General features: G+C 43.9%; 19 protein-coding genes. 7 read left to right on the forward strand and 12 right to left on the reverse strand.

All coding sequences use genetic code 11. From position 1 onward, the window contains the following. Positions 1-101: 101 nt before the first annotated feature. From B2U97_RS07660 to B2U97_RS07695, 8 genes are all read right to left on the reverse strand, one after another. Positions 102-1,106: a YecA family protein gene (locus tag B2U97_RS07660; protein WP_286823997.1), complete on the reverse strand. Its 1,005-nt coding sequence runs from the start codon at positions 1,104-1,106 to the stop codon at positions 102-104. 30 nt (positions 1,107-1,136) lie between these two features. Beyond that, positions 1,137-1,919, reverse strand: a complete 783-nt coding sequence (locus tag B2U97_RS07665; protein ID WP_286830399.1) for a M48 family metallopeptidase — start codon at positions 1,917-1,919, stop codon at positions 1,137-1,139. Between the two features lie 3 nt (positions 1,920-1,922). Then, positions 1,923-5,201, reverse strand: coding sequence for a type I restriction endonuclease subunit R (locus tag B2U97_RS07670; protein ID WP_286830401.1), 3,279 nt, complete (start codon positions 5,199-5,201; stop codon positions 1,923-1,925). Beyond that, positions 5,194-6,687, reverse strand: a complete 1,494-nt coding sequence (locus tag B2U97_RS07675) for a VWA domain-containing protein (RefSeq protein ID WP_272977837.1) — start codon at positions 6,685-6,687, stop codon at positions 5,194-5,196. Before B2U97_RS07675 ends, B2U97_RS07670 begins: the two co-directional genes overlap by 8 nt. Then, complete coding sequence (locus tag B2U97_RS07680; protein ID WP_286823992.1) at positions 6,678-8,207, reverse strand: AAA family ATPase; 1,530 nt, start codon at positions 8,205-8,207, stop codon at positions 6,678-6,680. Before B2U97_RS07680 ends, B2U97_RS07675 begins: the two co-directional genes overlap by 10 nt. A gap of 69 nt (positions 8,208-8,276) precedes the next feature. Beyond that, on the reverse strand, positions 8,277-9,149 hold the full coding sequence (locus B2U97_RS07685; RefSeq protein WP_286823991.1) for a GIY-YIG nuclease family protein: 873 nt from the start codon (positions 9,147-9,149) through the stop codon (positions 8,277-8,279). Continuing rightward, positions 9,146-10,381, reverse strand: coding sequence for a restriction endonuclease subunit S (locus tag B2U97_RS07690; RefSeq protein ID WP_286823990.1), 1,236 nt, complete (start codon positions 10,379-10,381; stop codon positions 9,146-9,148). Before B2U97_RS07690 ends, B2U97_RS07685 begins: the two co-directional genes overlap by 4 nt. Further along, positions 10,371-11,891, reverse strand: coding sequence for a type I restriction-modification system subunit M (locus B2U97_RS07695; protein WP_286830403.1), 1,521 nt, complete (start codon positions 11,889-11,891; stop codon positions 10,371-10,373). The genes B2U97_RS07690 and B2U97_RS07695 overlap by 11 nt, the downstream gene beginning before the upstream one ends. 296 nt (positions 11,892-12,187) lie before the next feature. Here B2U97_RS07695 and B2U97_RS07700 point away from each other — a divergent pair, with 296 nt between their 5' ends. Beyond that, positions 12,188-12,814: a hypothetical protein gene (locus B2U97_RS07700; RefSeq protein ID WP_286823988.1), complete on the forward strand. Its 627-nt coding sequence runs from the start codon at positions 12,188-12,190 to the stop codon at positions 12,812-12,814. A 2-nt stretch (positions 12,815-12,816) separates the two neighbouring features. After that, positions 12,817-18,591 carry a tyrosine-type recombinase/integrase gene (locus tag B2U97_RS07705; RefSeq protein WP_286830405.1) on the forward strand — a complete coding sequence of 1,925 codons (5,775 nt, stop codon included), beginning with the start codon at positions 12,817-12,819 and terminating at the stop codon, positions 18,589-18,591. Between the two features lie 502 nt (positions 18,592-19,093). Here the strand turns inward: B2U97_RS07705 and B2U97_RS07710 are convergent. Both B2U97_RS07710 and B2U97_RS07715 read right to left on the reverse strand, forming a co-directional pair. After that, the gene (locus B2U97_RS07710) at positions 19,094-19,510 is read right to left on the reverse strand and encodes a hypothetical protein (RefSeq protein ID WP_286823985.1); all 417 of its coding nucleotides are present in this window, start codon (positions 19,508-19,510) and stop codon (positions 19,094-19,096) included. Next, on the reverse strand, positions 19,510-20,178 hold the full coding sequence (locus B2U97_RS07715; RefSeq protein ID WP_286823984.1) for an HNH endonuclease signature motif containing protein: 669 nt from the start codon (positions 20,176-20,178) through the stop codon (positions 19,510-19,512). The genes B2U97_RS07710 and B2U97_RS07715 overlap by 1 nt, the downstream gene beginning before the upstream one ends. Positions 20,179-20,685: 507 nt before the next feature. Here B2U97_RS07715 and B2U97_RS07720 point away from each other — a divergent pair. Next, a complete protein-coding gene (locus B2U97_RS07720) occupies positions 20,686-21,648 on the forward strand; it encodes a DUF4350 domain-containing protein (RefSeq protein WP_286830407.1) in 963 nt (320 codons plus the stop codon). Positions 21,649-21,799: 151 nt separating this feature from the next. Here B2U97_RS07720 and B2U97_RS07725 read toward each other — a convergent pair whose 3' ends face one another. Then, entirely contained in the window at positions 21,800-22,210 is a 411-nt protein-coding gene (locus B2U97_RS07725) for a helix-turn-helix domain-containing protein (RefSeq protein WP_286823982.1), read from the reverse strand. 505 nt (positions 22,211-22,715) lie between these two features. Here B2U97_RS07725 and B2U97_RS07730 point away from each other — a divergent pair. The 4 genes from B2U97_RS07730 to B2U97_RS07745 all read left to right on the forward strand — a co-directional run bounded on the left by B2U97_RS07730 (position 22,716) and on the right by B2U97_RS07745 (position 25,548). After that, positions 22,716-23,348, forward strand: a complete 633-nt coding sequence (locus B2U97_RS07730; protein WP_286823980.1) for a hypothetical protein — start codon at positions 22,716-22,718, stop codon at positions 23,346-23,348. Between the two features lie 95 nt (positions 23,349-23,443). Continuing rightward, positions 23,444-24,118 carry a hypothetical protein gene (locus B2U97_RS07735; protein WP_286823978.1) on the forward strand — a complete coding sequence of 225 codons (675 nt, stop codon included), beginning with the start codon at positions 23,444-23,446 and terminating at the stop codon, positions 24,116-24,118. 55 nt (positions 24,119-24,173) lie between these two features. Next, positions 24,174-25,007 carry an HNH endonuclease gene (locus tag B2U97_RS07740; RefSeq protein WP_286823976.1) on the forward strand — a complete coding sequence of 278 codons (834 nt, stop codon included), beginning with the start codon at positions 24,174-24,176 and terminating at the stop codon, positions 25,005-25,007. Beyond that, entirely contained in the window at positions 24,982-25,548 is a 567-nt protein-coding gene (locus B2U97_RS07745; protein ID WP_286823974.1) for a hypothetical protein, read from the forward strand. The genes B2U97_RS07740 and B2U97_RS07745 overlap by 26 nt, the downstream gene beginning before the upstream one ends. Positions 25,549-25,655: 107 nt before the next feature. Here B2U97_RS07745 and B2U97_RS07750 read toward each other — a convergent pair whose 3' ends face one another. After that, the gene (locus tag B2U97_RS07750) at positions 25,656-26,465 is read right to left on the reverse strand and encodes an AraC family transcriptional regulator (protein WP_286823972.1); all 810 of its coding nucleotides are present in this window, start codon (positions 26,463-26,465) and stop codon (positions 25,656-25,658) included. Positions 26,466-26,515 lie beyond the last annotated feature (50 nt).

Here is a 26,515-nt window from a genome sequence, read left to right on the forward strand (position 1 = left end):
TTTCTTAACTGATCGGCATTAGGGCAGGTGCAGAGGTAATTCAACGCATACGAGAGAGCTTGGCTAGTTTTGCTCAACGAAAGTTTAATCGGTAACTGTAGTTAGCCAACTGCAAACTCAAACGTTTCATGAAATAAACGCAGGCAGGTGACTCGGGGAGCAACCGGTTTGCCGTCAACAAACCGCCTAGGGTCAACCATGACAAATCCAAAGAATTGCAAAAAGCGATGAATAAAGCGTGATTCAATCAAAACGGCGAACTTGTCTCTGTCCGTCATGTACTCTTCCTCGTAGAGTTCATTGAGCAAATCAGGGAATGCCTGGATTGTTTCGTCAACAAGCCGAACGAGTGACTCATGATGCTGAAGTCGCCAAACCATGAATAGCCAAAACTGCTGCAGCGGAATTTCGTCTTCCCATCCGTCCATGTAGCCCCAGTTATATTTGTAAATGGCGGTTTTTAACATGAGAGGGAAAAACGATTCCAGGCCGGCTTGCTGGTATTGGCGTTTAGCCCAGGCAGAGACGTGGAACTTATTACTTTTTAGCTTAAAAATCCCGGCTATTTCTGCAAGAACACGGCAGTAATGCAGTGCGTTAAACTTGTCTTCATTGGCACCTGCGAATTCACTAATGCTGATGGCCCGCTCGAATGGAGCAAAAGCAAACTCGGGTAACAATGCGCTGGCTTCTTTCACTAGCGCCGCTGGGAGGTTACCCTTGGCGGTCGCCTTAATCTGTCCACCGTTAGCTAATGCGGTCTCCAGCATCAGTTCTAAATAACGCATGACCGGACTGGTACTTAAATCAGAGGGCGTGTTTACCGTGATGCCTTCTAACTCCGAAAAAGGCGCATAGAGCCAATTATTGATTTGCCCAGGAGTCAGGCCGCAGAAGTCTTTTACAGGCGTGTTATTAATTTTATTGGATTGGTGCTCGGCGATAACATTCAGCTCGTCGACTGAAAGATCAGGATTCATTGCTAACATCTGCTCGATGCTATCAACAAATTCAGCATGCTGCTTACCAACAGCATTCATACAACAACGCTTATATTTTTTGCCGCTACCACACGGGCAGGGTTCATTGCGACCGATTTTCGCCATTAATCGACACCTTATTTAAATTTATTCAGCCTATCCATTAAAAATCCGCCCAGCCATCTGATCCAGACGATTTTTTATGACCTCCCAATTCGGCATAACCTGTCCCATAAGCCGATAAAACCGTTCGCTGTGGTTGTGCTCAGCGATATGGCAAAGCTCGTGCAGTATGACGTAGTCAATGCACTCTCGGGGTGCTTTAACCAGCAGAGGGTTTAGGGTAATACGTCCGTTAGGCGAACAGCTGCCCCATTGGGTCTGCATAGTTAGCGTTCTCAGGGGAGGGCGCTTATCAACCCACAATGCTTGTTCTAAAACGGCGTCTAAACGCTTGTGGAAAACGTCTTTTGCTCTGACCTTATACCAGCCTTCTAATGCTGTCTTTACAAGCTCAGTAGTATACTCACGCACGTTGACTTCTAGTTGGCCGCGAAGCAACTTAACACCGGCTGCCTGGTCGGGTTTTATCAGTACTTTGAGTACGTATTGCTTGCCCAGGTAATAATGGCTTTCACCACTGACATACCGTCGCGGGATAATGTGCGTTAGTTGCTTACGGAACTCTCGCAATTGTTGGTAAATCCAGCGTGCCCGTTTTTTGGCAGCACGCAATACCTCATCATCACAGCTGTCTTCAGGTGCGGCGACTTTTACCGAGCAATCCGGCAACACTTTGATTTTGATTTTACGGTCAGGGCTTTTAGCGGCAACGCGATCAAACTCAATCAGCTCATCAGAGTAATAAAAGCTAAGCTTTTCCCTGTATGGCTGATGATCCTCAGTAACCTGATCAGCAAAGCGTATCGCAACGTTCATGGCTTAATGACCCAACTGTCCGACACGAACTACCTGCACAATGGCTTCGACTATTTTCTTAGCCTGTTCGATGCCGCCGCCGACGGCTTTGCATTCCGCAAAAATTTTCGGCAGTAGTTTTTTACGAATATCAGCTTCAATGTTATTCGGGTTAATCGAGTTTTCCGCAACAGACTGGCTAACGATGCTATCGACATCAAACGCAATCTCCACCCATTTATCCTGCGCCTGTTCATCCATGACTGTAAACGCCTCGGGTAGGTGCTTTTTGAACACGCCGTAATAGGCTTGTGCATGATGGTTGCTGGTCAACCGTTCAGGGATATCATCCAGGCGACGCTCTTGTACCTGCTCCTCAAATTCACGGAACAGCATGTACTGTTTCAGCGGATGCTCAAATAGCTTTTCCGCTTCTTCAATGGCTTCACGCAGTAGCTTAGAAAAGGCTTCCTGTGCGTAAGGATCGTCCCCGAGCTCTTGTTCTATCATTTTAGTGACACGAGTTTTAATGATATCGGTTTCGTTACGGGTTTTATCGTCGCTCCAGTCTTCCGGTGTTTGTTTCTGGCCCATTTTATCGACTTCGTATACGCCTTCAGAGTCACGCACTTCGACACCAACGACGTGTTTATTCAGCAGTTTTTTCACCTCGTGAGCGTACTCGTCGTAGCTGATACGCTCGCCAGAATCCTGCTGCACGGTTTGACGAAGACTGGACAGTTGTTTCACTGTCTCTTTGTATTGTCGACGGTCCTTTTCGGTAAAGCTCTTATCTTCAAAGAAGGTAGCCGACTGCAGCGCAACTTTAAGGCAAGTGGCAAACGCGGTCAGTGCTTCGTAAAAGTCTTCGCGGCGTTTTTGGTTTTTATCGACCATTTCGCCGTTTATTTCTTCCATGCGAGGCAAAAGGGCGTGACGCAGGGCTTCGGTGTCTGATTTATTATTAACGCCGTCAAATACCGCCCATAGCACTTTATAAAGCTGGGGCAGGCGTTTGTACTCGGTACTCATTTGCTGGTAAAGACCATCAATATCATCGATGTCGTAACCGCCCTGTGTACGTGAAGCTAAGTCCTGATATTCTTGTATGGTGGTATCGAGCTCGGACAGAATGCCGCGATAATCAATCAGTAGCCCAAACTTCTTGTCGGGGTGCAGGCGGTTCACGCGAGCAATCGCTTGAATGAGGTTGTGACCTTTTAGCGGTTTGTCGATATAAAGCACGGCGTTTTTCGGCTCATCAAAGCCAGTTAGCAGCTTATCAACCACAATCAACAGCTTCAGCTTAGGATCTTTATCAAATCGCTCAACCAGCTCTTTGGTGTAATTCTGCTCATCTGACGAGCCGACGTGCTCTTTCCACCACTTACTGACTTCCGGCATGGTCTTTTCGTCAACCGAGGTATTGCCTTCGCGAGTATCGGGTGAGCTCATGACCACGGCTGATTCAAATAAGCCGACTTCGTCCAGATATTTTTTGTACTTTATAGCTGAGGCTTTGCTGTCACAGCACAACTGACCTTTTAAGCCTTCATCGATATTTTTGTCGAAATGATGAGCAATATCGTAAGCAATAAGCTGAATACGCTCGTCAGTGCCATACACCTGACCCCGGCGGCTGAAATTTTTCTTTAAGTCGCCTTTTTGCTCATCGCTTAAGCCGTCCGTCATACGCTCAAACCAGGCGTCGATAGCCCGTTCGTTCACATCCAGGTCGGGTATACGCTCTTCGTAGAGCAGGGGAGTCACGGTTTTATCTTCGACCGCACGCTGCATGGTGTAGGCGTGCACAATGGGCCCGAATTTGTTGGTGGTTTTATCGTCCTTTAATAGCGGTGTACCGGTAAAGGCAACAAAGGATGCGTTCGGCAGTGCCTGGTTCATGCGAATATTGTTTTCGCCGCCCTGGCTGCGGTGGCCTTCGTCAATCAGCACAATAATGTTGGGGCTGTCGTTATGGCACTCGGGCAGTTTGGTGGCCGAGTTAAACTTCTGAATGAGCGTAAAAATAATACGCTCATTGCCTTTACCGATTTGCTGAGCGAGGCGTTTACCCGAGGTAGCCATTGCCGCTTCTTTGTCTTTCTTGCTGGACAATTCGCCACCGGAAGCAAAGGTTTTCGAGAGCTGGTTTTCCAGATCGACGCGGTCAGTGACGACAATCACCCGGCATTGCTTCAGTTCTTCTTGCAAAATCAGTGCCTTGGATAAAAACACCATGGTGAAGGACTTGCCTGAGCCTGTGGTATGCCAAATAACGCCGCCTTCGCGACCACCTTTACTGTTGCGTTTTTGAATACGTTCAAGCAAACGTTTGATGCCAAACACTTGCTGGTAACGGCCGACAATCTTGCCGATTTTTTTATCGAAAATAGTGAAGTAGCGGATCATGTCGAACAGACGCTCTTTAGACAGCAGACTTATCAGCAACTTATCCTGGCCTGTTACCATCAGCTCTCCACCGGCAATCAGGTTTTGATACCAACTGAGGTCGCGCTTATCACGGTGGTCGAATAGATGTTGCAGGGTAGCGTCGTCCAGCGCCTTATTCTTGAGTGCCAGCATTTCAGCGTCGCTGATATCTTCTTCTTTCCAAGCTGCCCAGAACTTTTCGGGTGTCTCTACGGTGCCATAACGTCCATCAATGCCATTCACCGATAACAACAGTTGCGAATAGGCGAACAGGTGAGGGACTTCGTCAGGGCGTTGATTACGCAGGCTTTGTGAGATACCTTCGTTGATTGTTGGCCCTTTCTGGCTATTGCCGTCAGGGCGTTTCGCTTCAATGACCACCAGCGGCAGACCATTCACAAAACAAACCAGATCAGGGCGGCGACTGTCAAAGCCACCGGCACGCGTTACGGTATATTCTTCGGTGAAGTGAAACTGGTTGTTGTCTGGATTCTGCCAGTCAATGATGGATACGGTTGGCGTGACCTTTTTGCCATCCACAAACTCCGTCACCGGAATACCGTACATTAAATGGTTGTAAATCGCCTCATTGGCGTGGCGAAGTCCCTCATTAAGAGCCGGGCTACATAGATGCGAGATGATGTTATCAATGGAGTTTTCGGACAGCGGATAGGTTTTACCGGCATAATGAAAGGTGCGCTTACTCAGTACATTGCGTAATACTTCTCGCAAAACCACCTGGTCCTGTTTACCACCTCGCTTCGTCAACGCTTCCTGTGGCGACAAAAAAGACCACCCCAAACCGGCTAATAGCGTCATGGCCGGTATTTTAGCGGCGTATTCTTCCTGAAATTTTGGTGCGTTAGCCATTAGCCTGACTCCGTGTCTTACTGTTAAGCTCTCGTTTAAACTTAACTAACTCTTTTACTGAACTAGTGTAGGGATCAAATACCCACTCGTCATCAAAAAGCGTTTCTAGTTGTTCAGTCTTCTCTATAGACGCGATGGCTAGAGAATAAAGCTGGTTTCCGTTTTGTTGCAGTCTCTCGATTTTTGACACCAAACGCTTCGGTATATTCCCCATAATAAAATCAGATATAATTAATAAATCTGCGTCTGTATACGCTTCTTCCGACATCACTTTGATTGCGTGTGATAGGGCTGGTGTTACATCTGTTCCCCCATTAAAAGACATTTTTAGAAATTCAATCAACGATTCCAAACCAACGCCTTTGCCGACATCAAAGTAATGGATCTCGTTGGAGAAATTGATGAGATAACAGCTTCGCCTTTGTTTTTCGGCAGTACTAGCAATAAATAATGTGACTGCTTTTGCAACAGCCTCAGGTTCACCTGCCATAGAGCCACTTGTATCGACACAGATGATAAAAGGGCCATTTTCTTTTTCTTCGTTGGCGAACTGTTCTTCGATAATTTCGTGTTCTTCGGAAATAAAGTCGACCCCTTGCGTATCAAAACACATGAGCCTTGATTCAATAAGTTTAAGATCAAAAAGTAAGGATGTGTCCGGGTCTGAAAGCAAAGCGAGCTCACTCGGTATGGTATTCTCGATGTCGTTGCCGAGTTTGATACCAATTATCTCTTCTTTTGAGTTTGAATTGGGAGTGGGGATTTCAACATTGTGATTTACTTTCACAGATTCTAAACGCTCACGAGCCTCAGCATGGCGTATTCTTCCAAGTAGTTCGCAGAGCCTTTTTACTCCCTCATCGTTTTCCAGATAGGAGGCCCAACGTTTGATAAGCTCTATATCTTTTGGAGCAAGCTCGCCGGTTCCAAGACTGAAGTAAATATTAGGATCCAAACCAAGTGTTTGTATGCGTTGAGTGACTATCTCGACGTTATTAATGAGCTCAAACAAGTCTTGAGTGAATTTGGCCCTTTTCATAGCCAGTTGTTCGAATTGCCATTGCAGCCGTGCCTCGTCAATCAGCTTTTGCCATTCAAGATTTAAAAGCTTGGAGACCGTAAACAGTTCATCTGTCTCGTTATCATTAGCAGATGCAAATCGCGTAGCTTGCTGTTCCCAGTATGACTGGCTTATTGAATTACCTAAAGTAGTCGCTGTGCTCATGAAAAGCTTTATCGCTTCTGAGAGCTTAACTGGATTGACATCACCATTTTTAATGTCTTCGGCCCATTTTTTTGCAAGAAATTCCTCTTGCTTAAATGGGTCAGTGGTTTCTAGCTCATGATTAACATGGGTTCGCCAGATAAGTCCGCGCTCTTCAACCTGCTTCAATAAAAATGTACTGCTCGGCAAGTTTGGATTTATTTGAGAAGTCGCCGCTTCAGCTACCTGCTTTACAGAGAGTATGATCGGATCTAACTGCATAACGCTTCAATTTTATTACAATCTTCGCGTTGCAGCTTCAAATGCTTTAGCTGGTCTGCTACTGCTAAATGGATAAACTCAACGTTCTCGGACATTATAAAAATAGAGTTCAACTCGCTTTGTAAACTTTCTTCACGACGTTTTATATCGTTTATACAACTTTCAAGCTGATCTTTCATATCAGAAATTAATGAACGCCAGTGCTCAACTTGTCGGTCACTTACATCGTCACGTCTACTGCCTTTTTTAATTTGTACATCGGGCGTGGCTATGTAAGTCTCAAAGTTACTATTTTGAGAGAAAAACTCAAAGCTTCCCTCACCAGTCGAGTTGCAACGAAAAGGACGAAGAACATTACCGTAACGGTCAGTTGGTTCGAGAACTGAGTTGGTCTTATACATTTTACTGGGAATAAGAACGGTACGTGAATGAGGCTCTTTTTTTCCATGGTTATAATGCTCAGGATCAGGAACTTGCAAGACTAGATGGGGTTCATTGTTTACGATTAACTCTTTAAACACATTCTCTTGATAGAACAGCTTTTGCTGGATCTCTTTCTCGACGCGTTCTTTATTTTGAATTAACGTTGTAATATTTTTTTCATGAGTTAAACCGGTGTTCTTTATTGACTTATGAACGATACTCATAACATCCAAGCGGTGTTTCTGCTCTGTCCACAAACAGTGTGATAGAAGTAAGTTGTCACTTGGGTTTGTCATGGTTCTACCGTTAAAGAAGGCCGATGCTTTCAGCAAAAGAGCTGCTTTTTGCCAGCGTCTGTCGGAAACGTAAACGCCAAGTTCATCAAATTTACTAGCTAGCTTTTCTCGAATTAAATGGACGGTTGTTAAGGTTTCTCGTGACAGCTTCACGTTATGAATTTCTTCTCGCCAACCTTCCCATTCAGCGGTAGTCACTTTAATACTGTCATCAACATTTACTTCAGCCCTAGACGGTTTGGAGCTGATAAGCTTTTCGAAGTGCTCTAGCTTGCTAATTGGTGGCACATGCAGTCGGATTATGAATCGGTCATAAAGTGCTTCCAGGCCCTGGTTTTCAGGAGGCGTCTCATTGGATGCCGCAATGAGGGCTTTTAAAGGAACACTTTCTGACGTGTTGCCATTGTGAAAGGTTCGTTCATTAATGACGGTAAGCAGTGCGTTTAGAATTGCTGGGCTAGACTTCCAAATTTCATCAAGAAAGGCAAATTCTGCCGTTGGCAGGTACCGGTTCGTTTTACGTATGTATTTGTCGTTCTTTAACTCTTTGATTGATACCGGGCCAAAAACCTCTTCTGGCGTGCTGAAACGGTTCATCAAGTACTCAAAATAGGAGTGCTCACCAAACGCACTGGCAATTCTACGAGATATTAAGCTCTTAGCTGTTCCCGGAGGTCCATGGAGGAATGTGTTTTGGTCGGATAGCGCACCGAGCAGAGCGAGTGCAATGATTTCCTCTCGCTCATACATCCCCTCGCTAATATCACTAATTAATTCTGAGATTCTTTCCTTGATGTCCATATAAGTCCTTTTATTTTACTGATTTACTATTTCGTACTTTCCTACCCAGTCGTTGCATGTAGGATTTGTTTAATCTAGCACGTTAGCAACGCCATCGCGTCCTACATAATCATCCAGAGTTTGACCATGTTTGGTTTTCCATTCCTTCCAGCCATTTGTAGCACCAAGCACTAGAAGGCATGAGGCCCCACTGGGGGTTTTAAAAAGGTAATCTTTTTGGAAAACGACGCTATCACCATTCTTAGCTAAAACGCCTTTTTCTAATAGCGAATCACGCTGGGCAATTAACCGAGGCTGTGTTGTTTTTCGTTTAGGGACATAAGGCGCTGACGAGCCCTTCAAAATGACCATCCCCTCATTGGTGTAATAGGCTTTGGCATCAACACCACCGCGCTGACAGTAAAAGACTTCTTCTGTGGCGGCTTCTTCGGCATCAACCAAGGCTTCAAAAATAGGGTAGCCCAGTGTGGCTAAAAGCAAAGAGCCGACTCGATGTATTTCATCGCAGTCCGCTTTCAACGGAATAGGGGTATGGGGTTTCTGTCCTCGGTTACCATTGACCAATTCATAGCGTCCACATTGGCGTGCTTTTTCAATACTTAACGACTCAAGGTACAGCACGTGAGTTTGCGTTAGGTTATTGGTGAGTGAGATTAAAACTAATGCTCGCTCCCAATCCTTCGAGTCATCTTTTAAGTGCTGACCCAAACGATGCCCGACGTCACCGGACTGACCAATATAGACTTCGTCCTGGTTCTCTCTGCCTACGAGGAAATAAAGCCCCACCTGATGCGCTTCCGGCATTTTGAGAAACTCACCAATTTGGTTGCGAGGCACCTCAACTAAACGAACAATTGAGGTGGTGACCTCAGCCACGCGAATGCCGGACGGGTCGCCGTTGGGAAGGAAGATTTGGATGGTTCTTGGTTGCTTATCCGTCATGCTGCATCCTCGTCAATTTTCACGCGCCGTTTGCCGGTGAGGAGTTGTTGCATTAGAGCTTTTTTCTCAGATTTTAGACGGGTAATCTGTTTGCTTACTTGCCCTATGATAGTGTCAGCATTTGACAGAACTGATGCTATCTTGATTTGCTCATTGATGGGGGGAATCTCGAACTCAAGATTAGTTAACTGTTTCTTTGATAAATTATATCGCGTGGCGCCCTGACCGAGCTTTGAAATTTTTCTCCTTGAACTTTCGCTACGGAGTAAATGCTCTGCGAATTGGGGAGTTAGTACTTCAAAATCGTTTAAGCGAAAGCCAAAGCAGAAAGAGTTAAGGTAGAGAGTCTCAGCTTCATCAAGAAGAACAGAAGACATCCCAACCTCATCAATAATTTCAGATGACGTTGTAAAGAAGATGTCGCCAAACTTTACGGCTGACTGTCTTTCCCCTTCATTCACTTGAACATAGTCAAGCTCTTCCAAATCTATCCGAGAGTTTTTGAAGATGTTTTTGTAAGGGATATATGGTGTACCTTTTCCGAAGTCGCTTTTTGATTTTCCGCTTAAGCCAGAGAAGGTCTCACCGATGTTATTTAGTTTGTACTTTTTCCATTTCCCACTAAACCGCACACCATTTTCATCCAGCAGACGTTTTTTGCCGGTGAGTAGTTGTTGCATAAGGGCTTTTTTCTGCTGCTGGCTATTGGCGAGCAGTCGCTCTGTGGTGGTGATGGCCTTATCCCAGGTTGATAGGATTTGGGCTATTTTTTTTTGTTCTGTTAGTGAGGGTAATAAAATTTTAATTGCGTTTAAGTCATTGCGGTTTATCTTTGGCATCCCTGTACGCATAGACATTGCGACGGCAACCTTATAAAAGGATGGCCCAAGCATGTAGTGCAAAAGATAGTCTGAATTGAGCTGTTCCGGGAGTCCCCATATCGGATACATATCAGCGCTGCAAACACCTTTGAAACTTGGTTTACAAACCTTATTCAAGTTCGGACGTATTTTTGAGTAAACTATAGCGTTTTCGTCAAATTCGTATTTACCCGAAATTAGACCTAACTCTTTACAGTTTTTCACTTTAATTAACTGACCAGAATTGGGTACAACGTTTTCAGGGCCGATATGTGGCATCGATAAGTATGGCTCTTCGTTCGGGTCAACTTGGCCATTAGCTATCCTAGTCACGCAACCAAACGTCTTTTTCTTCCACCCCTCAGGCACCATAACCCAACTCCTCCAGATACTTTTCCATCTGGCTTTCTAGCTCATCCAGCTCAGCTTTTAATTTCTGGCGCTCGGCTCGCACCGCCATCATATCGATTTCTTCCTCTTCTTCAAAGGTATCGACGTAGCGGGGGATGTTCAGGTTGTAGTCGTTTTCCTGAATTTCTTCGAGTGTTGCCAGGTACGAGTATTTGTCGACGGTTTCGCGACTGCGGTAGGTGTCGACGATTTTCTGAATGTTGTCGTCGCTTAGCTGGTTTTGGTTTTTACCTGACTGAAATTCACGCGAGGCGTCGATGAATAAAACGCTCTCGTCTGATTTAGACTTTTTGAATACCAAAATAGCGGCTGGAATGCCGGTGCCGTAAAAAAGCTTCTCGGGCAGACCGATAACAGCATCTAACAGGTTTTCGTCAATCAGTTGCTGACGAATTTTGCCTTCTTTGGAGCCTCGGAATAATACGCCGTGTGGTACAACAACGCCCATGCGTCCGCTGCCGGGCTTCAGCGTTTCTATCATGTGCAGAATGAACGCGTAGTCGCCTTTGGTTTTTGGTGGTACGCCACGACGGAAACGACTGAATTTGTCGTTCTCCGCGTCGTCATGCCCCCACTTGTCCAAACTGAAGGGTGGGTTAGCGGTCACGATATCAAACAACATGAGGTCGCCGTTTTTATCTAACAGCTTCGGGTTGCGAATGGTATCGCCCCATTCAATTTTGTGGTTGTCTTCGCCATGCAAGAACATGTTCATTTTGGCTAATGACCAGGTGGAACCAATGGCTTCCTGACCAAATAGGGCGTACTCTTTGCTGTCATGATTTGCGATAACCTTACGGCCACACTTCATCAATAAAGAGCCGGAGCCACAGGCTGGGTCACAAATGCTGTCGCCCGGTTGCGGGTCGAGTAGTTCGGCTATTAAGTCGGATATTTCAGGTGGGGTATAAAACTCACCGGCTTTTTGACCACCGCTGGCGGCAAAGTGTTTAATCAAGTATTCGTAGGCGTTACCGATGACATCCAGTGAACCCACGCGACTGGGTTTTAAGTTTAGCTCTGGCTTGGCAAAGTCTTCCAGCAAGTGGCGCAGAATGTCGTTTTTCTGCTTTTCTTCGCCCAGCTTATCGGTGTTAAAGCTGATGTCCTGGAACACACTTTTGCCGGCATCTTTTAGTTTGGTGCCGTTGGCTTCTTCAATGGCATGCAGGGCTTGGTCAATGCGCTCACCATTACCCGGCTCGTAGCGACGGTCGTAAAGCGCATAAAAACTGGCATCGCGCGGTAACACAAAGCGCTCGTTCTTCATCATCTCTTCAATGAGCTCAGGCTCATCACCATACTGCGCTGCGTATTGGTCGTAATGGTCCTGCCATACATCCGAGATGTATTTGAGGAAGAGGGTGGTCAGAATGAAATCTTTATAGGTGTCGGCACTGACTGTGCCGCGAAAGGTGTCACAAGCGTTCCAAAGTGCTTTGTTAATGCTGTCCTGGCTAATCGTTGTCATTGTTTTTAACGTCCCCGTACAACCTGATTATAAGCGTTTCAAATATCCATAAGTGGCATCATTATGCCACGGATGACATTGATGTCACGGGTTCCAATTTAAGAGTTGGTTGCGTCACTTTATGTCGCAAAAGATAGAAAGTGAGTGAAAGGCTCCAGGCTATGTATATTTACTTTTAACTTATTTGATAAATCGTTTGATTTATAAACATTTTTTTGGTTTTAATTGCAAAGGGGCTAGTGACGTTAAAGCAAGCTCTGAAGCAATTAATGTGAAGTGGTAACATTGGGGGTAGCATGTATAAACAAGCATCACGTCGATATTTCGCACATGAGCTCAGATTCTCGGAGCCAGCCAAAATCGCCAATAAGATTATTGGTAGCCTTGATTTCAAAGAGCCGACATGTCTGGGGCATATGAGTGAGGAGGCGGTTTATCATTTTATACAAAGTCAACCGATACTAATTGAACAGCGCGTCGAATCACAAGTTCAGTCGAATAAGACACATGTTCCGAGTACACGCGGGGCTTCCAACCCGGTGAAAAGGGTTAAAACAGCTATTTTTATAAGTGGTTGGAGCTCATTGAAATTGGCCGCTAAGTTGAATATGTCCTTTACGCCACTAATTGTGGCAGATGCATCAGAGAAGACTAAGGAGTTTTTAGCGTGGAGTGACCTGCTGCGGTGTTTTCCTTTGATAGATTCAAAAAGCTATGGCCGATTGTTCCTTCTGATGCAAAAACATTGTCCAGATGATATAGCCATTGCACTCCTTGGTGGGAAGGTAACCCAGGAGAGTATCGTTAATTTCATCCCCTGCTATCGGAGCACGATAGGGTATCAACTAAAAAAGGGCAAAGAAAAAGCGAGCGTGGCAAAACCAAAGCCGCAGTTAGCCGATATGGATTTTGAGGATAGCTAATATTGGCGTTTAAAGACTTAAACTCTGTTAGTCAGCATATTTCGACCAAAGACAGTCACGCAATCCTTCGTCAACCTCAGGTTTCACGAGTTTTACGAAAGTTAGGCTTTTTTAGTCTTGGTGAGCCTGGTAGCTCAGAGCGAGACAGGGCGGCAAACATTTTAATAGGTTATATAGCCAGCCTGCATGAACGCTTTTCTCACACCATAAGCTTCAATAAGCCCATACATAAAAAGGCTCATGACCGATTTGATCGCTTTCTTTCTAGACATCATCGACACTTCAAAAGAACAGTCACAGAGAGTGATGTTGAGGCGTTAAATCCACTTTTTTCAAAAAAGCTCGATGCAGCCCCCTTAGGCGCTTTACTTCAGATCACGAACCAAAAATTGAACACGAGTCAGGAAGACTGGGAGAAGCTTAAATACTGGGCTTCATACACCTGTATTTGTTTTCTCATGTGTCACTTCCGTTATGTTGATGTCAATAATAGACCGGTATTGATGCCGTCTATTTCAGCAGGGCTTCGCCGCTTGAGGTTGTCTCAGGTAAGCCCTCGCTATCAGATGGTACTTCATGAACTGTCTATACCAACTGACTTTAAAGACTTTTGTGAGCAGTGGGAACAATTATATGAAGCGGTAAATACCAAACATGATGACAAAAGTGAGCAATTGTCCAACTCAATCGCCGGGCAAAACTTTAATACGTTAAAACTGTTTTTTGAGAGTTTCTGGCACGTAGAGCCCAGTAAACGAGTCAATTACATTACCGGTCGTTCAAAAATCACACGAAGTTCAACGCTCGATAAGCCAACCCGTGGGAGTGTGGAGCGGGTCAGGCCGACAATTCGGTATCGAAATATCGACAAGGAGCAAGGTGAAGAGGTCGCTGCTGAAGCTCGTGAAGATTATCAGTTATTTGAAACGGACACGAAACAGACATCCGAGTTTAAATCACAAGTTTACCTTCAACATGTAAAAGCACAGGCGATTGCTGCGTCGTCACTGAGAAATGAACTAGGACACCCTTGTAGTTTAAATACAATCAATCACCGTCAATTACTCCTGGTGTTGAATCAGCTTGATATTTCAGAGTGCAGTAAGTCTCGTATATTAGATGCATGGTTGTTATTGATATTGATTACGGGTCAGACACATAAAACCTTATTTCCTGCATTACTGCATAAAGAGGTCATTAAAAATGATTTGACGATACCGATGACCGGACGGTCGATTACATTTATCAACAACCGGAGGTTGACCAGCCACATCTCGGCTCATCAATCGGGATTACTGGATGAGCAAAAAAATATTTTGAGGATTGAGCTGCCATCATCGATAACGGAGATTTTTAGACATAGGGGGTCAGATACAAACTTTATCAGCGAAAAACAACTAAATAACCGACTAAGAACACTATGCGTTGAATTAGAGTTGCCGACCATAACGTCAAACCAGCTGGCCGCCTGGCCATTTCTTTATCTTTCTCGAAGAGCTAAAAATCGTACGGCGGCTGCCGCAACTTTTGGAATGCAACCGTCTGAGTGGACACCGCTTTACTACACAAACTTTGATGTTTCTAGCCTAAGGCAGCAACATAGCAGGTTTTTTGAGTTGCTTTTTAATTCAGCGGATCAACGTGATTTAGCGAAAGACTTTTCTCGTTTAGCGAGCCAAGCAAAAAACACAACGGGTCTCTACGGCTCAACGTTACGTATTCGGCAAAACCGATTTATTCAAATACTCAGCAAATTTCGAGATTATATTAACAATTTAAAATTGGCCTACAAGAGCGGTCAGCATGAATGCTTTAGAGAACTGCATAATGCCTATACTGTCTATGTCCTCACTTCATTTCAGCTTCAAACTGCTGCTCGTCCCGTATCCGGTATTATTGAGAGCATTGGACAATTAGACTTTTCAAACAAAAGAATATTTTTGCAGGACAAAGAGGTGAGGGACGGGGTGTCTCGAATAGTCCCCATGACAGCGCATCTTGAATGCCAACTGCGAGATTATATTGAATACCTTGCAGCTACTCAGGGTGAGCTTGCAGCGAGGGGTAATAGGTTATCAAAGCAGTTTTTGTCGCAGTTAAAGGGGAAAGAAAGTCTCTTTAAAATTTTTGAACAGCAATCCTCCGATGACTGGCGATATGTCGTCCTGACGAACAGCGCAGTTGCGGAGTATCTGAAAGAGTTACTTCCTCTGCCCTTGAATTTTGCCCGTCACATGGTGCGAAACTTTTTAAACGGCCAGAAGGTTAAAACCGAAATTATTGATGATTTCATGGGTCACGACATGGAGGGGCAAATGCTGTTTGGTAAGTATTCTGCACATGTCAAATCCAACACTAAGCCGCTTATATCGGCCCTTGAAGCCTTCGCAAATCAGATATCTCTAGAGAGATTAACAGCTCCTATCTCCCTGCCTGACACCAAAATTTTGCTGGATGAAACATCAGGGATGCCTGCCGTTGTTGCGCACGAGGTTGTTGAAAGGCGAGAGACGCCAACTGAACGAGAAAAGCGTTTAAAGAAGAGGCATGAGAGAGACGAGCGAGTAAAAAGCTATGTGCGGAGTTATATTGGAAGAGAGTTACCCCGATTGAAAAAATGCGATGGTGACGATAACACACTGAATGAAATGATCCAGGATGCACATGAACATATTGAGGCAAAATATACTGGCGTAAAATATTATGCCGCTAAAGAAGAGCTTGTCTCCTACATAGACAAATTAAATAACGCGTTTGGTAGAGCGTTAGATATCGGGAAGTTACCCACAAAAATAGCAAGAGAAAAGCCTATACGCTCGATGTTGTCCGTTAATTTGGCCGATAGGGCAGCAAGATTATCTGAATTGCTTATAAATGAGTTGCCTCAAACAGATAATCTTACAGATGCTGAGCTTCGTTGCATATTAGTGTTGATATCAGGATTATATGGGGGACTCAATGCTCCGACTTGGCTTGAGGTTTTGTTAAACACCGACTTTCGTGAGCGAAGCAATGTTTTATCATTAGAGCTTCCCGATAGAGCGAAATTGTATTGGATTTCATTAACAATAGGACAGAGCCATAAAGTTAATGAAGTGGATCCTGATGGTAATTCACGTCTGACACGCCAAGTATTTTTAACAGCCCCCCAATTGTCGTTAGTAACTGCCTTACAAAGTCGACGCTCAGAAGCAAGTGAGTTAAAGCTCAGCGATATTCCCAAATTATTAGCGGAAAACTCGTCACTTTCGGCGTTAACAAAGGTGTTGTTCTACGAATCGCAACAACAAATACCCATTGTTAAGATGCTAAAGTATGGGGTAGATTTTACAGCCCAGCACACACAAGGGCTTTCGGTCGCTTTAAGCCACACGGCAATGGGAGAAATAGATACCTTTTGTCTATCTGAGAGACAATTTATTTATGCACTTCAGCCTCACCTTAACACTGTAGAGCAGCCGCCATCCATCGACGGATTACAGGTTGTTTGGGACAGCACTGGAGACAGTCAAACGAAAGGGAATAGCCAACGTAGTAAGTTAAAAAAATTACTCGACGTGAAATCAAGAAATGTTAATCGGGAAATAACAAAAATTGTAAAACAGACAGGGAAACGAGGGTCAGAGTCTAACGTTAAGAAGGCCTTGGCCGCACTAAAAGCTGAATTCGAACAGGTTGAAGCAGTTAATTTTTTGATTTCCTGGTTAATAAATCACATGGAATTTCAAAATAATAAGATATCAACGGTGAGCCGTTACCACAGTGCAATAACTTTGAATTGGCTGGTTGCTACATGTACTCGTAAAAACCTCTCCTCATTGTCAGGTGATGAATTTTATGAACTATATAACGAAGCCATCGAGCTGACCCAGCCTCGAACAGAAGAAGACGTTGAGATAATGGCGGGGGAGAGAGAGCCCACGCCTAAACCGGATCTGACAAGTTTTAAGACAAAAGAAGAAAAGGCAAAAGAGAAAGAGCGCAATAAAGAACGACATAAAGAGCAAGTTGAGAGAAATAAGAAACAGGTATCTAGCCAGAATTACACCCGGCAATGCTTTCAACGGTTTCATAATTTCCTGGTTCAACACTTCAATCTACCTCGAATGCCGAGAGATTTGGTTACAATGAAAAATAATCGAGTTGAGCACATTCGGGTAGGGTTTATCCCACATGAGTTGTACGAAGCTGTGTTAGCCAAACTTCCTGAAACAAAGGGCTGCGATGACAATGTGAGTCTCATGTTGCAGTGCATTACTATATTAGCTTATCGAACAGGACTGCGTATTAGCGAGATCCTGTCTCTACGGCTTAAGGATGTGACGACACATCCTGATGTTTGGGTTCACATCAAAATAAATGAATACGCAGAGGTTAAACGTGGCTCATCGGCACGCAAGGTCCCGCTTTTTTTGCTGTTGGAGCCAAACGAAATTAAGAGCTTTAAAAACTGGTTGGTAAGACGTAAAAGAAATTCCAGGACAAACTCAGAATTACTGTTTTGTTATCACGACACTCCCAGAGTAATGATTGATAGCTGGGTTGTCGAGCAGTCCGTAGTTGCCTGGTTAAGAGCCTTGAGTGGTATGAAAAGCTTTGTTTTTCATGATTTTCGTCACACAGCTTTAAGCTGTTTTCAATTTTTGGTTGAGGACGAAGATAGGCTCTATTTTGATTTCGGTGGCCGGGGAGAGTTTGACGTTGAGCAGTTAAAGGACTCAATTTTTGGCGGACATAACATCAGAGTTGATCGTTACTATGCATTGGCTACGTTTGCTGGCCACGCCAATCCAAGTCAGACGTTTAAAACCTACATGCACTTTTCCTATCTGCTAACGCACTTGAAACTTCGCCGCTCTAATGTAGTGCTGACAAAAAGTTTTGTTCGTAACTTATCCGGTTTAAGTGACAAGATGATTGCAAATATAATCCGCGGTAAAAAGAAAATAAAAAGGCCAAGTAATGAAGGTGAAATACCTAATTTACTGCCACCTCATGAGGGATGGCTTGTCGCGGTCGCGGAATCAGAGAGACGCTATATAAGAACGGTTAAACAGCAATCGCCAATTACCATTGAATCTGCTACTGACCTAATGACAATAAAACCTGGGCCTTCTGAGGTGCATGATATCTTAATGTGTGTCACAAAAGGGATGAGTAATGAGAAGATAAGCCGTGATTATGAAGTACCCGTTAAAGTTGTTGAGTGCTATCGGACGGAAGCCAGGCATTTGGCGAGAAAGCAAACTGCTAGAGACAATCGTCGACTGATTAAGAAACAAAGTAAAGCGAAATCAACGTATCTTCCAAGTAAGCCACTCACGCCCAAAGAACGAAAACTTGCGCGATTGTACATAAACGGTATTTTAAAGCTGGCAGCAGAAAATGGTGCCAGTGACGTTCTTGAACTTATCGAGTACTTCACCAACAACGTCTACATTGATGAGCCCGGAATTCGGTTTGATTGTGTTGATAAGCTTAACTGGTTTGTAGATCTGTTGAGTCCGGTAATCTCGCTTCGGAATTGGTATATATTTGTAACAACGTCTAAAGCACATATGTCAGATATCGACGCCTTTATCAATCGGCTGAAAATTACAACTAAAAAGCCAGAGGTGAAAATCAAGAAAGTTGGCAAGCCTGATTTCTACCTTCGGTTGAAACACCCAAATCAAGACGATCTGCGGCGAAGAGGGAGTCTGTACCAGGCAACGTCTATGCTCAAGTACTTATTGTTTATGGCCTTGATAATGCTTTCAGCTGAATCTGAATTTTAAGGCTCGAGAGACACACTGAGTATAAGTATAATCTAGATATTAGAAATTAAAACTGGCTATCTACTTTGGCCCTGAGTTAAGGGCCACTTGTTGAATAATTTATCCGCTTTGTGCCAGGAGCAGACGTTGATGACCGCATAAGTGACACTGAAACTACGCGGCGGTTGGTTTAAGCTTAGGTGCAGCACCAAACTAAATCAGGCGTAGTTTTGGTGTCCCAGTGAGTATCCGAGCGACTTAATGCGTTTGTTATGTATTCGGTACCTATTTATCTATTATTGACACCAACCGGTCGTGCTCCCTAAGAGGAGAAGTATTGTGCTCTCGTTCTGTAAGAATGGTTAGATCAAAATTAATCGACAACTTTATACCCAACTCTAGGAACTCTTTGGATAAGGCTGCATGGACTCTTCCTAAATTTGGCGCGTCATTCTTCACTACGAGCAGCAAGTCACAATCATTAGCATGAGTATTTCTAAAATATGAGCCAAAACCATACACACTAAGCAGATTGCTGTTGTTTGTATGGATAGATTGGATTTCCTTCATCATCTCTTTGGTGGTACAACCAAAACTCATTTTTCCACAAAGCTCCTGTAAGCTCGCTTGAGTTGAAAAGGCCAATGTTTTTGGATAGGCAAAGCTGTTTTGCTTCTCTAGTATATCCGTTCCAATTACCACCTACAGATATAAAATTAACCTCTGGAAACTCTTGAAGAACTCGGTGTACTAAAGACTCCCCTAAAGTGTACTCGTCAAGACATATCAATGTAATGGAGCTACCGTCTTTCCTATCGAACTCCATAATTATATCGTCACGACGTGAATAATGAATAACATTACCATGAGATTGGATAGCCGATTCTAGCCAAGCGATTCGACTGAATGAGACACCCCAAGAGTTTGAACCGTTAGACATTATGAGAACACCTCTGAAAATTCACTAGGAAATAGCACATATGAGTCTAGTCGTTGATATACATGCTTTTCATACGACTCCACGTGTACTCGGAATTTTTCGATAGCATTAATAGTAGGCATATCTTCGATGAGCTCTTCGTTTGCATCGATAAGGTTTAATATTTTTCTGTTGTTAGGCAATATCGTGTCGATTCTCCTTAACTCCCATACAAGATAAGCATTAGAACTTGGATCTGATTGAGCAACTTCGCTCTTTGGCCCAAAGGCATCAAACGTAGTCTTATTCTTAGCAAGCAGTTTTGCAACAACGATGCGTAACTTATCAAAGTCATCAAATTTTGTTGCCTTTCCCGCATTACTTATTTCTGCTTCATGACTTCTCTTCCACTCACGGAGCATATCAACTGTATAAGTACCCTCTGGTGCCTTATCTATATGAGTGTGGTGAGTTGGGCACAGCAAAATCAAATTATCGTAACTATCAGCACCACCTTCCGGAGTACCTCTAGCAGCAGTAGGCTTACTGCCAATAACATGAGCCATTTCCCCCACTACGTAATTTCCTGACCCTATCAAAGTGGTTAAATCTTCGTCACAACCAGGTTTCGAACAACGGCCTCCAGCTCTACCCCAAAGAATTTTGGTATCCACTGTCCCTATTGCCATTTGAATTGCTCTCCAAATCGTAATGAAAAAAAACTAACATCTATATATTGTGCGTGCGCACTTTGTAACTCATCCAATGAATAGCTGCTGACCCTTAAGTTATTGAGCTAACCAGGCTTCCGACTTTGGAAGCCTCTGAATAAGCGAAAGCAATTTAAGCACCCTCAGTTATTTATACCCTAACGGGTGGACAATATACAGTTTCGACTTTTCATTAAATGATTGAAAGTAATGAGCTTAAATGAACAATACAATACCAAAACTCGAAATCTTGGGAAGATAAACGTGCCGAACCTGATTGTGCTTACCATCGCTACCTAAGAACAGGAGCCAGTCATTTGGTGGAATTAGCAAAAAAACGAAGGTCCGTTCGTCGCTCACAGCAGCCTGTCAGGTTAGTGCCAAAACCGGACGTCTAAAGTGTCTTTTATGATAATCTGAAGAGATTAAATAGCATATGAGCGTCTGGCATTATTTGGGTGCCTCAGTTTGTCAAAGGAATTGTGAGTGAAACTATTATCTAGGCTTATCTTTCTGTGTTTAGTTTTGGCGCTTCCGGCATGCTCTGACAGCTCGCAGCAAGCTGATCCTGATTTTCAACCCCATGGTAGTACAACCAGTTTGATCTCAGATGCGAGCCCGGAGGTCATTGTTGATGAAGCACACAATAATTTTCTTACCATCTCAGGTCGGTATAAACCTTTCGAGCAAGTTTTGTCGAACAATGGTTATAAAGTCAGGCCGAACATTGAAAGTTTCACATCAGAACGTTTGAATAAGGCCGATATTCTAGTAATTGCCAATGCACTAGATCGTAATAGAAGTGACTGGCAACCACCGTTTGGCAGTGCATTAGATGGTGATGAGGTTGATAACATCAAAAAGTGGGTTAGTGATGGAGGTTCACTTTTGTTAATCGCTGACCACACACCGTTTCCAAAAGTTGTCGAAAATCTCGCACTCGCCTTCGGTTTCGAATTTAGTAATGGACATGTTGGGTCTTATGTATTTCGGAGTGCAGATAACACTCTCGCTGAGCACCCTATTACAACCGGTACGAGCAATAGTTCGTCACGAGAGCCACTTATGCCTGTTTCTACGAAAGCGTTGAATGAGAAGAACCCACCTTTCGGTCAAGTAACGCAAGTAAAGACCTTTGGCGGATCTGCATTCAAAGCTCCTGATGAAGCAACGTCATTGTTAACAATTGGGCACGGTGCTGTGTCTATAGAGCCGCTCATACCATTTCAGGTTACTTCTTCTACACCTCGAATATCAATGAACGGCTGGAGCCAGGGAGCCGTTCTCAAGTTTGGAAAAGGGCGTGTAGCCGTATTCTCTGAAGGTATGATGTTTTCGTCACAAGTGGATCTTAAAACAGGTAAAAAATATGGTTTAAGAGCCGTTGGAGCCGAGCAAAACGAGCAATTTATGCTCAATATTTTCTTTTGGCTTTCGAGTGCTAATTAATCGCGAAGCGAGCTAGCGTTTTACTGCCTTAATCGATAAAAAAAGATATTAGATTGAACTTCCGCTACTCGCTCATAGCTGACCAATTCCCTTGTTAATCCTCACCACCGATAGAAAAAGGAGGGCTTAGAGCCCTCCGGATAAAGGTTGTTTACCAAACTCTTTTGCTATCTGCAGCATTTATTAACTTACTAATTAAATATGCAAGTAGAAAAAATGCGGGCGTAGCAAATATATCTGCATGCAGAACCCAACTTAGCAACCCTAAGGCTATCGCTAGGTATTCAACTAGAACCAACTTACTTCTTCTGTTCACACCAAACAGACTAAACTTGAACCAAGTCGGCTGCTCTTTCCAATATTCGGAATCTTTATCAATCACGGTTATTTCCTCTGTTAGCTTCGAAATATCAATTTCGAACACAGAAGCCAGTGACTTTAGAGACTCGATACTCGCCTTGTTGCCACTCTCGATACGTTGAATTGTTCTCACACTCAAACCAGACATGGTGGCTAATTGCTCTTGAGACCAATTCTTCCGCTGACGCAACTTCTTAATCATCTTGTTTCTCCTGACCTTTGTGTCCAGGCCAAATAGTAGAAAATTACGTTCACTGTCGGTCACGAAATATACCTGACAAAAGGGTGACACGTACACTTCTAGAGGCAGGTATTAGTCCGCTCATTGCATCAACTGACCGTCCGCTTTGAGCGAAAAGCGGACCTGCTGACTCTCGATCTAGCCAATTAGTGACTAGCTTTCCCGTTACTCTTAAGTTTGGGTGATGCCAACGATACGCGAAACGTTTACTTCGACAATATTGCGCGTTTTGTTGTTGTGTTGTTTGTTTTAGTCTTTTACTGTCAATGACATAACAAAAAACAAAGGTTAGATATGGTGCGCTAGGTAGTGCGTAACTGAGCATGCTCAAATGCCTTTGCTCACTCGGAATTTTTCAAGGCAGGAATGTTTGTTTGATCAATAAGTTAAGAACCGAAATCTATCAGTTGGACGCACTTCTTAAGTGCGTACGCACAATAAATGTTATACCTAAAAGGAGAACCAGGTGACCTGCACTGAAATAGTCACATTGCTAAAGGATCTTGTGCTTTCTGGTGCTGCAATTACTGGCGCGGTTGTGGCCGTGAAAGGCCTAGGTACTTGGCAGCGCCAATTGAAAGGACAATCTGAATACGAGCTTTCGCGCCGAATATTGGTGTCTGTATTCAAATACAGAGACGCGATTAATGGTGTTCGTCATCCTGCAATGTGGGCGTACGAAATGCCTTCTCCGCCAGAGGAAGAAGTTAAAACAATGTCCCGCGAACAAATACGTTTCTACGGCACTTCGAAGGCTTATCAAGCAAGATGGGACAAAGTTCAAGCTGAAAGAACAACGCTATATGCTGACCTACTTGAAGCGGAAGCCATTTGGGGCACGGAGCTTCAAGAACTGTTTAAAGGGGTATTCGGTCTCGAGCATGAATTATTTACGCGAATTCGCCATTACGTTGAACTCATAAACCCCGATACCGATGAAGCGTCAAAAGAGGCCATAAGAAACATAGATAAGAAAGCTCGCGACATTATGTACGACAATTTGAGCGAGGAGCCCGATGAATACAAACAAGATCTTATTAGGGCGATCGAGGAAATTGAAAAATACCTCAAGCCAAAGCTGAGTCATGAAAAGGTATAACAATCACATTCAGCCGACCCAAAAACCGCTGTGCGGTTTTCAGTCGTCTGATGTGTGGCGCTAGCCAATCAAGAAAATTTAGGAGTTGCCAGAACATGTTTAATGAGCCTAACTTACACTCTCGAAACTTAAAGCTCATATCAATGCTTTTTATCAGCTACTGGCTGCTTGGTCTTACCCCGGCGGATGAGAAAATTCGACTTCTCGTTATCAATTATGAAATTTCTAACCCTTGTGCCCTTAAATGGATTTCTTATGCGCTGCTGATCTATTTTGCTTGGCGGTTTAACATCAGCTCAAGAAGGAGGGTTCGGCTTGGATACAGAAGAAGTTTTAACTTCAACAATATCGATAGATCAGGAAGGCTATTCATAAAATTAAAAGTAGACGCAGAAAGAAATTATTCCGAAAGATATAAAGATGAGTTTGAAAGCTGGCGAGCTGAACAAGCTGAAAAACACGATGTGAAAGAGTTTAATAACGAGGAGTATTCTATTAACCCTAGCAAGCTGGTTTATGAGCAAAACTCCGTGGCTTTGCACTATCAGGTACAGTACAAAGGGGACAGGCTTCCGGGGAATGACTTTAAAAATGGAATGGTAGTCTATCCTTGGTATCGTTGGTCTTTCTTAAAATTGGTGCGGTTCACTAAGTTCATTTTTGGCTCAGAGGATGCTCCTGATTTTTTTGTGCCGTGGGTTTTGTTTAGCTTGGCACTGGCAAGCAGCGCCTTGAGTTATTACGGAGTATCTGTGCATGATTTCGGCTAATATCGAGGATTGAATGAATTTAAACTTCTTGAAACCATCGGAGCGTCTTAGGGTTATGGATCTAGTCGAATCCACAGGAATAGATGTCAGCGACTGGTCAAACTTTAAGGGTGGTGTAGATAAAGCCGCATCGAATCCAAAGTATTGCTACGAATGGTCATACGAGGATCATAATAAGCAAATTATTGTTCTTAATCTTTGGTATGAAAACCTATCAGTCCAAGATGGCGAGATAGTTCAAAAACTTAACTTGAGAGATACAGCAAGAAACGCTGCGAGTTCGCCTCAATCTCGGCGAGCAACAAAGATGGATTTCTCCCTACAAAAAGCAGCTCGCCTTAATTGGCCTATCAGAGTGATAATTTGTGATGGTGGAAGAAGAAGTTCAAGTGCTACTAAGTCGAGCGCAGATAGACGGTTTCTCGATAGCGAGCATTGGTATGTTAAGAGCTATAGTTCAGATTCCGGTGATTGTGTTCTCGTTCGCGGCGGGCCAACCGAATTATTCATTGATCAATTCAGCATCGAAGGTGTGCCTGCTGGCAAAGCAAATAAAAGGGAGTCAACCACCTCGGTGTATGAGCGCAGCCCGAAGGTTAGGAGCTATATCTTGAAAAGAGCGGGGGGATTCTGTGAGTGGTGTGGCAAAGAAGGGTTTGAAACGCTATCAGGCTCCGTATATTTAGAAACGCATCATATTCAGCCATTATCCGAAGATGGCAGTGACACAGTTGATAACGTAGTAGCACTTTGCCCAAACCATCATCGAGAGGCGCACTTTGGAGTAAATGCAGTTCAATTCCGAAAAAAGTTGGCTGCTAGAGTGGAGAAGCTGAACAAGTCAACGCAGGGTCGAGTAGATAATGGACAAACACAAAGAAATCACTAAGAAGACGAAGAAAGCAAATCGTAGAGCTGCACTATTCCTTCTGTTTTCCGGTTTTTTCTTCTGGTTGTTGTCAGCTCTTTCTTTAGTATGGGATGACATAGCTTTCCCATGGCTGATATTCATCTTTGGTCTTATATGTATAGGCTCGGCTGCTTGCCTTTGGTTTCGGGGGAAAGAGCTTACGGAATATGGGTTGCAGCAGACAAAATCTGCAGAGGACAGGTTCTTTGAAGCATGGTACTTCCGTTACCCATTTGCGGCTTTGTGCAGCGGACTGGCCTATTTATCATTATTAGAATATTTAAGTGACCAGCGATCTGTTCCTGGGCTTCTAGTGCTTTTTATAAATCCAATACTTGGCGTAGTATGGGCACTTAGCGCGCTAGTTGCTGCTAGAGAGCTTTCACTACTTTTGATCGTACTCGGAGTCGGCTATTTGCTCTTCACTGGTGTTGCTGCACTTCCCCTAAGTATCGCTGTTCTTCTAGGAGCAGGGATTATTGCATTCGCCATATACAAGGCTAAGGCAGCGTGGCGTTAACGTCCGTTCTTGGCACTAACCTGACAGGCTGCTGTGAGCGAAGAACGGACCTTAGTGGTTATAGTCAGTTCTTCTAATCATGCGCACAACGTTCAAAAAAATTAGTGTTACTGATTTAAGTTTGCCCAAATCTTGGGGGTTGTACCAAAGGACTTTTTAAAATGCCGCGTCATATGACTTTGATCTGCAAAACCGCTACTGAATGAAACTTGAGACAAAGGTATGCCACGCTCAATGAGAGCTTTTGCTTTCTGTAATCGCTTTAGTGTTACGTAGCGATAAGGCGTTGTGCCATAAAGAGACCTGAAATCACGCGTTATCTGCCACTTACTGTAATCGCAAATAGCAGCCAGTTCATCCAATGTAATGCTGACTGGTAAGCTGGAGTTAGCAGCAATGGCATCGTCAATATATTCACGCGCTCTCTTGATTGCACGGTAATTCGCCTGAGTATGTCTCACATTACGCGATGTAGCTTGCTGTAATTTTGTGGCAAAAGCATAAATGAGATCTTGATGCTCTAACTTTTCCAGCGGACGATTGAATTCAGATAACAGTTGTGTAGCAACCTGGATAAACTGCGGTTGTTTTGTGACTCCTCCTTCCAAAAATGGAAGACTGAAGCCTTGTAATATATTTTGAACGTCAACAGGGTCAATGGTTATAGCGCGATAAGCAAAGGGGTCACTTGTCCCAGCCTGACCGTCGTGAGTTTCGTCAGGATGAAGTATTACCACTTCACCAGGAAGTGAGTGTCGTAATTCGCCGCGGTAATTGAAGCTTTGAACACCCCGTGTCGTTAGGGCTAGAGTATACGTATCATGGCTATGTGGCGCATACGCAAGCCCACTAAAACAAGCTTCGATTCGCTCAGTCTCGCCATAGGCTCTGTTCACCCAGCTTTTGTTTTTCTCCATCCCTACGGTACTCCTGAATCGAATTCCTTTCCAGCTATGCCAAGCACTTC

Source organism: Idiomarina sp. UBA3176, from assembly GCF_002364295.1.
In the GTDB taxonomy this organism is placed as follows: domain Bacteria; phylum Pseudomonadota; class Gammaproteobacteria; order Enterobacterales; family Alteromonadaceae; genus Idiomarina; species Idiomarina loihiensis.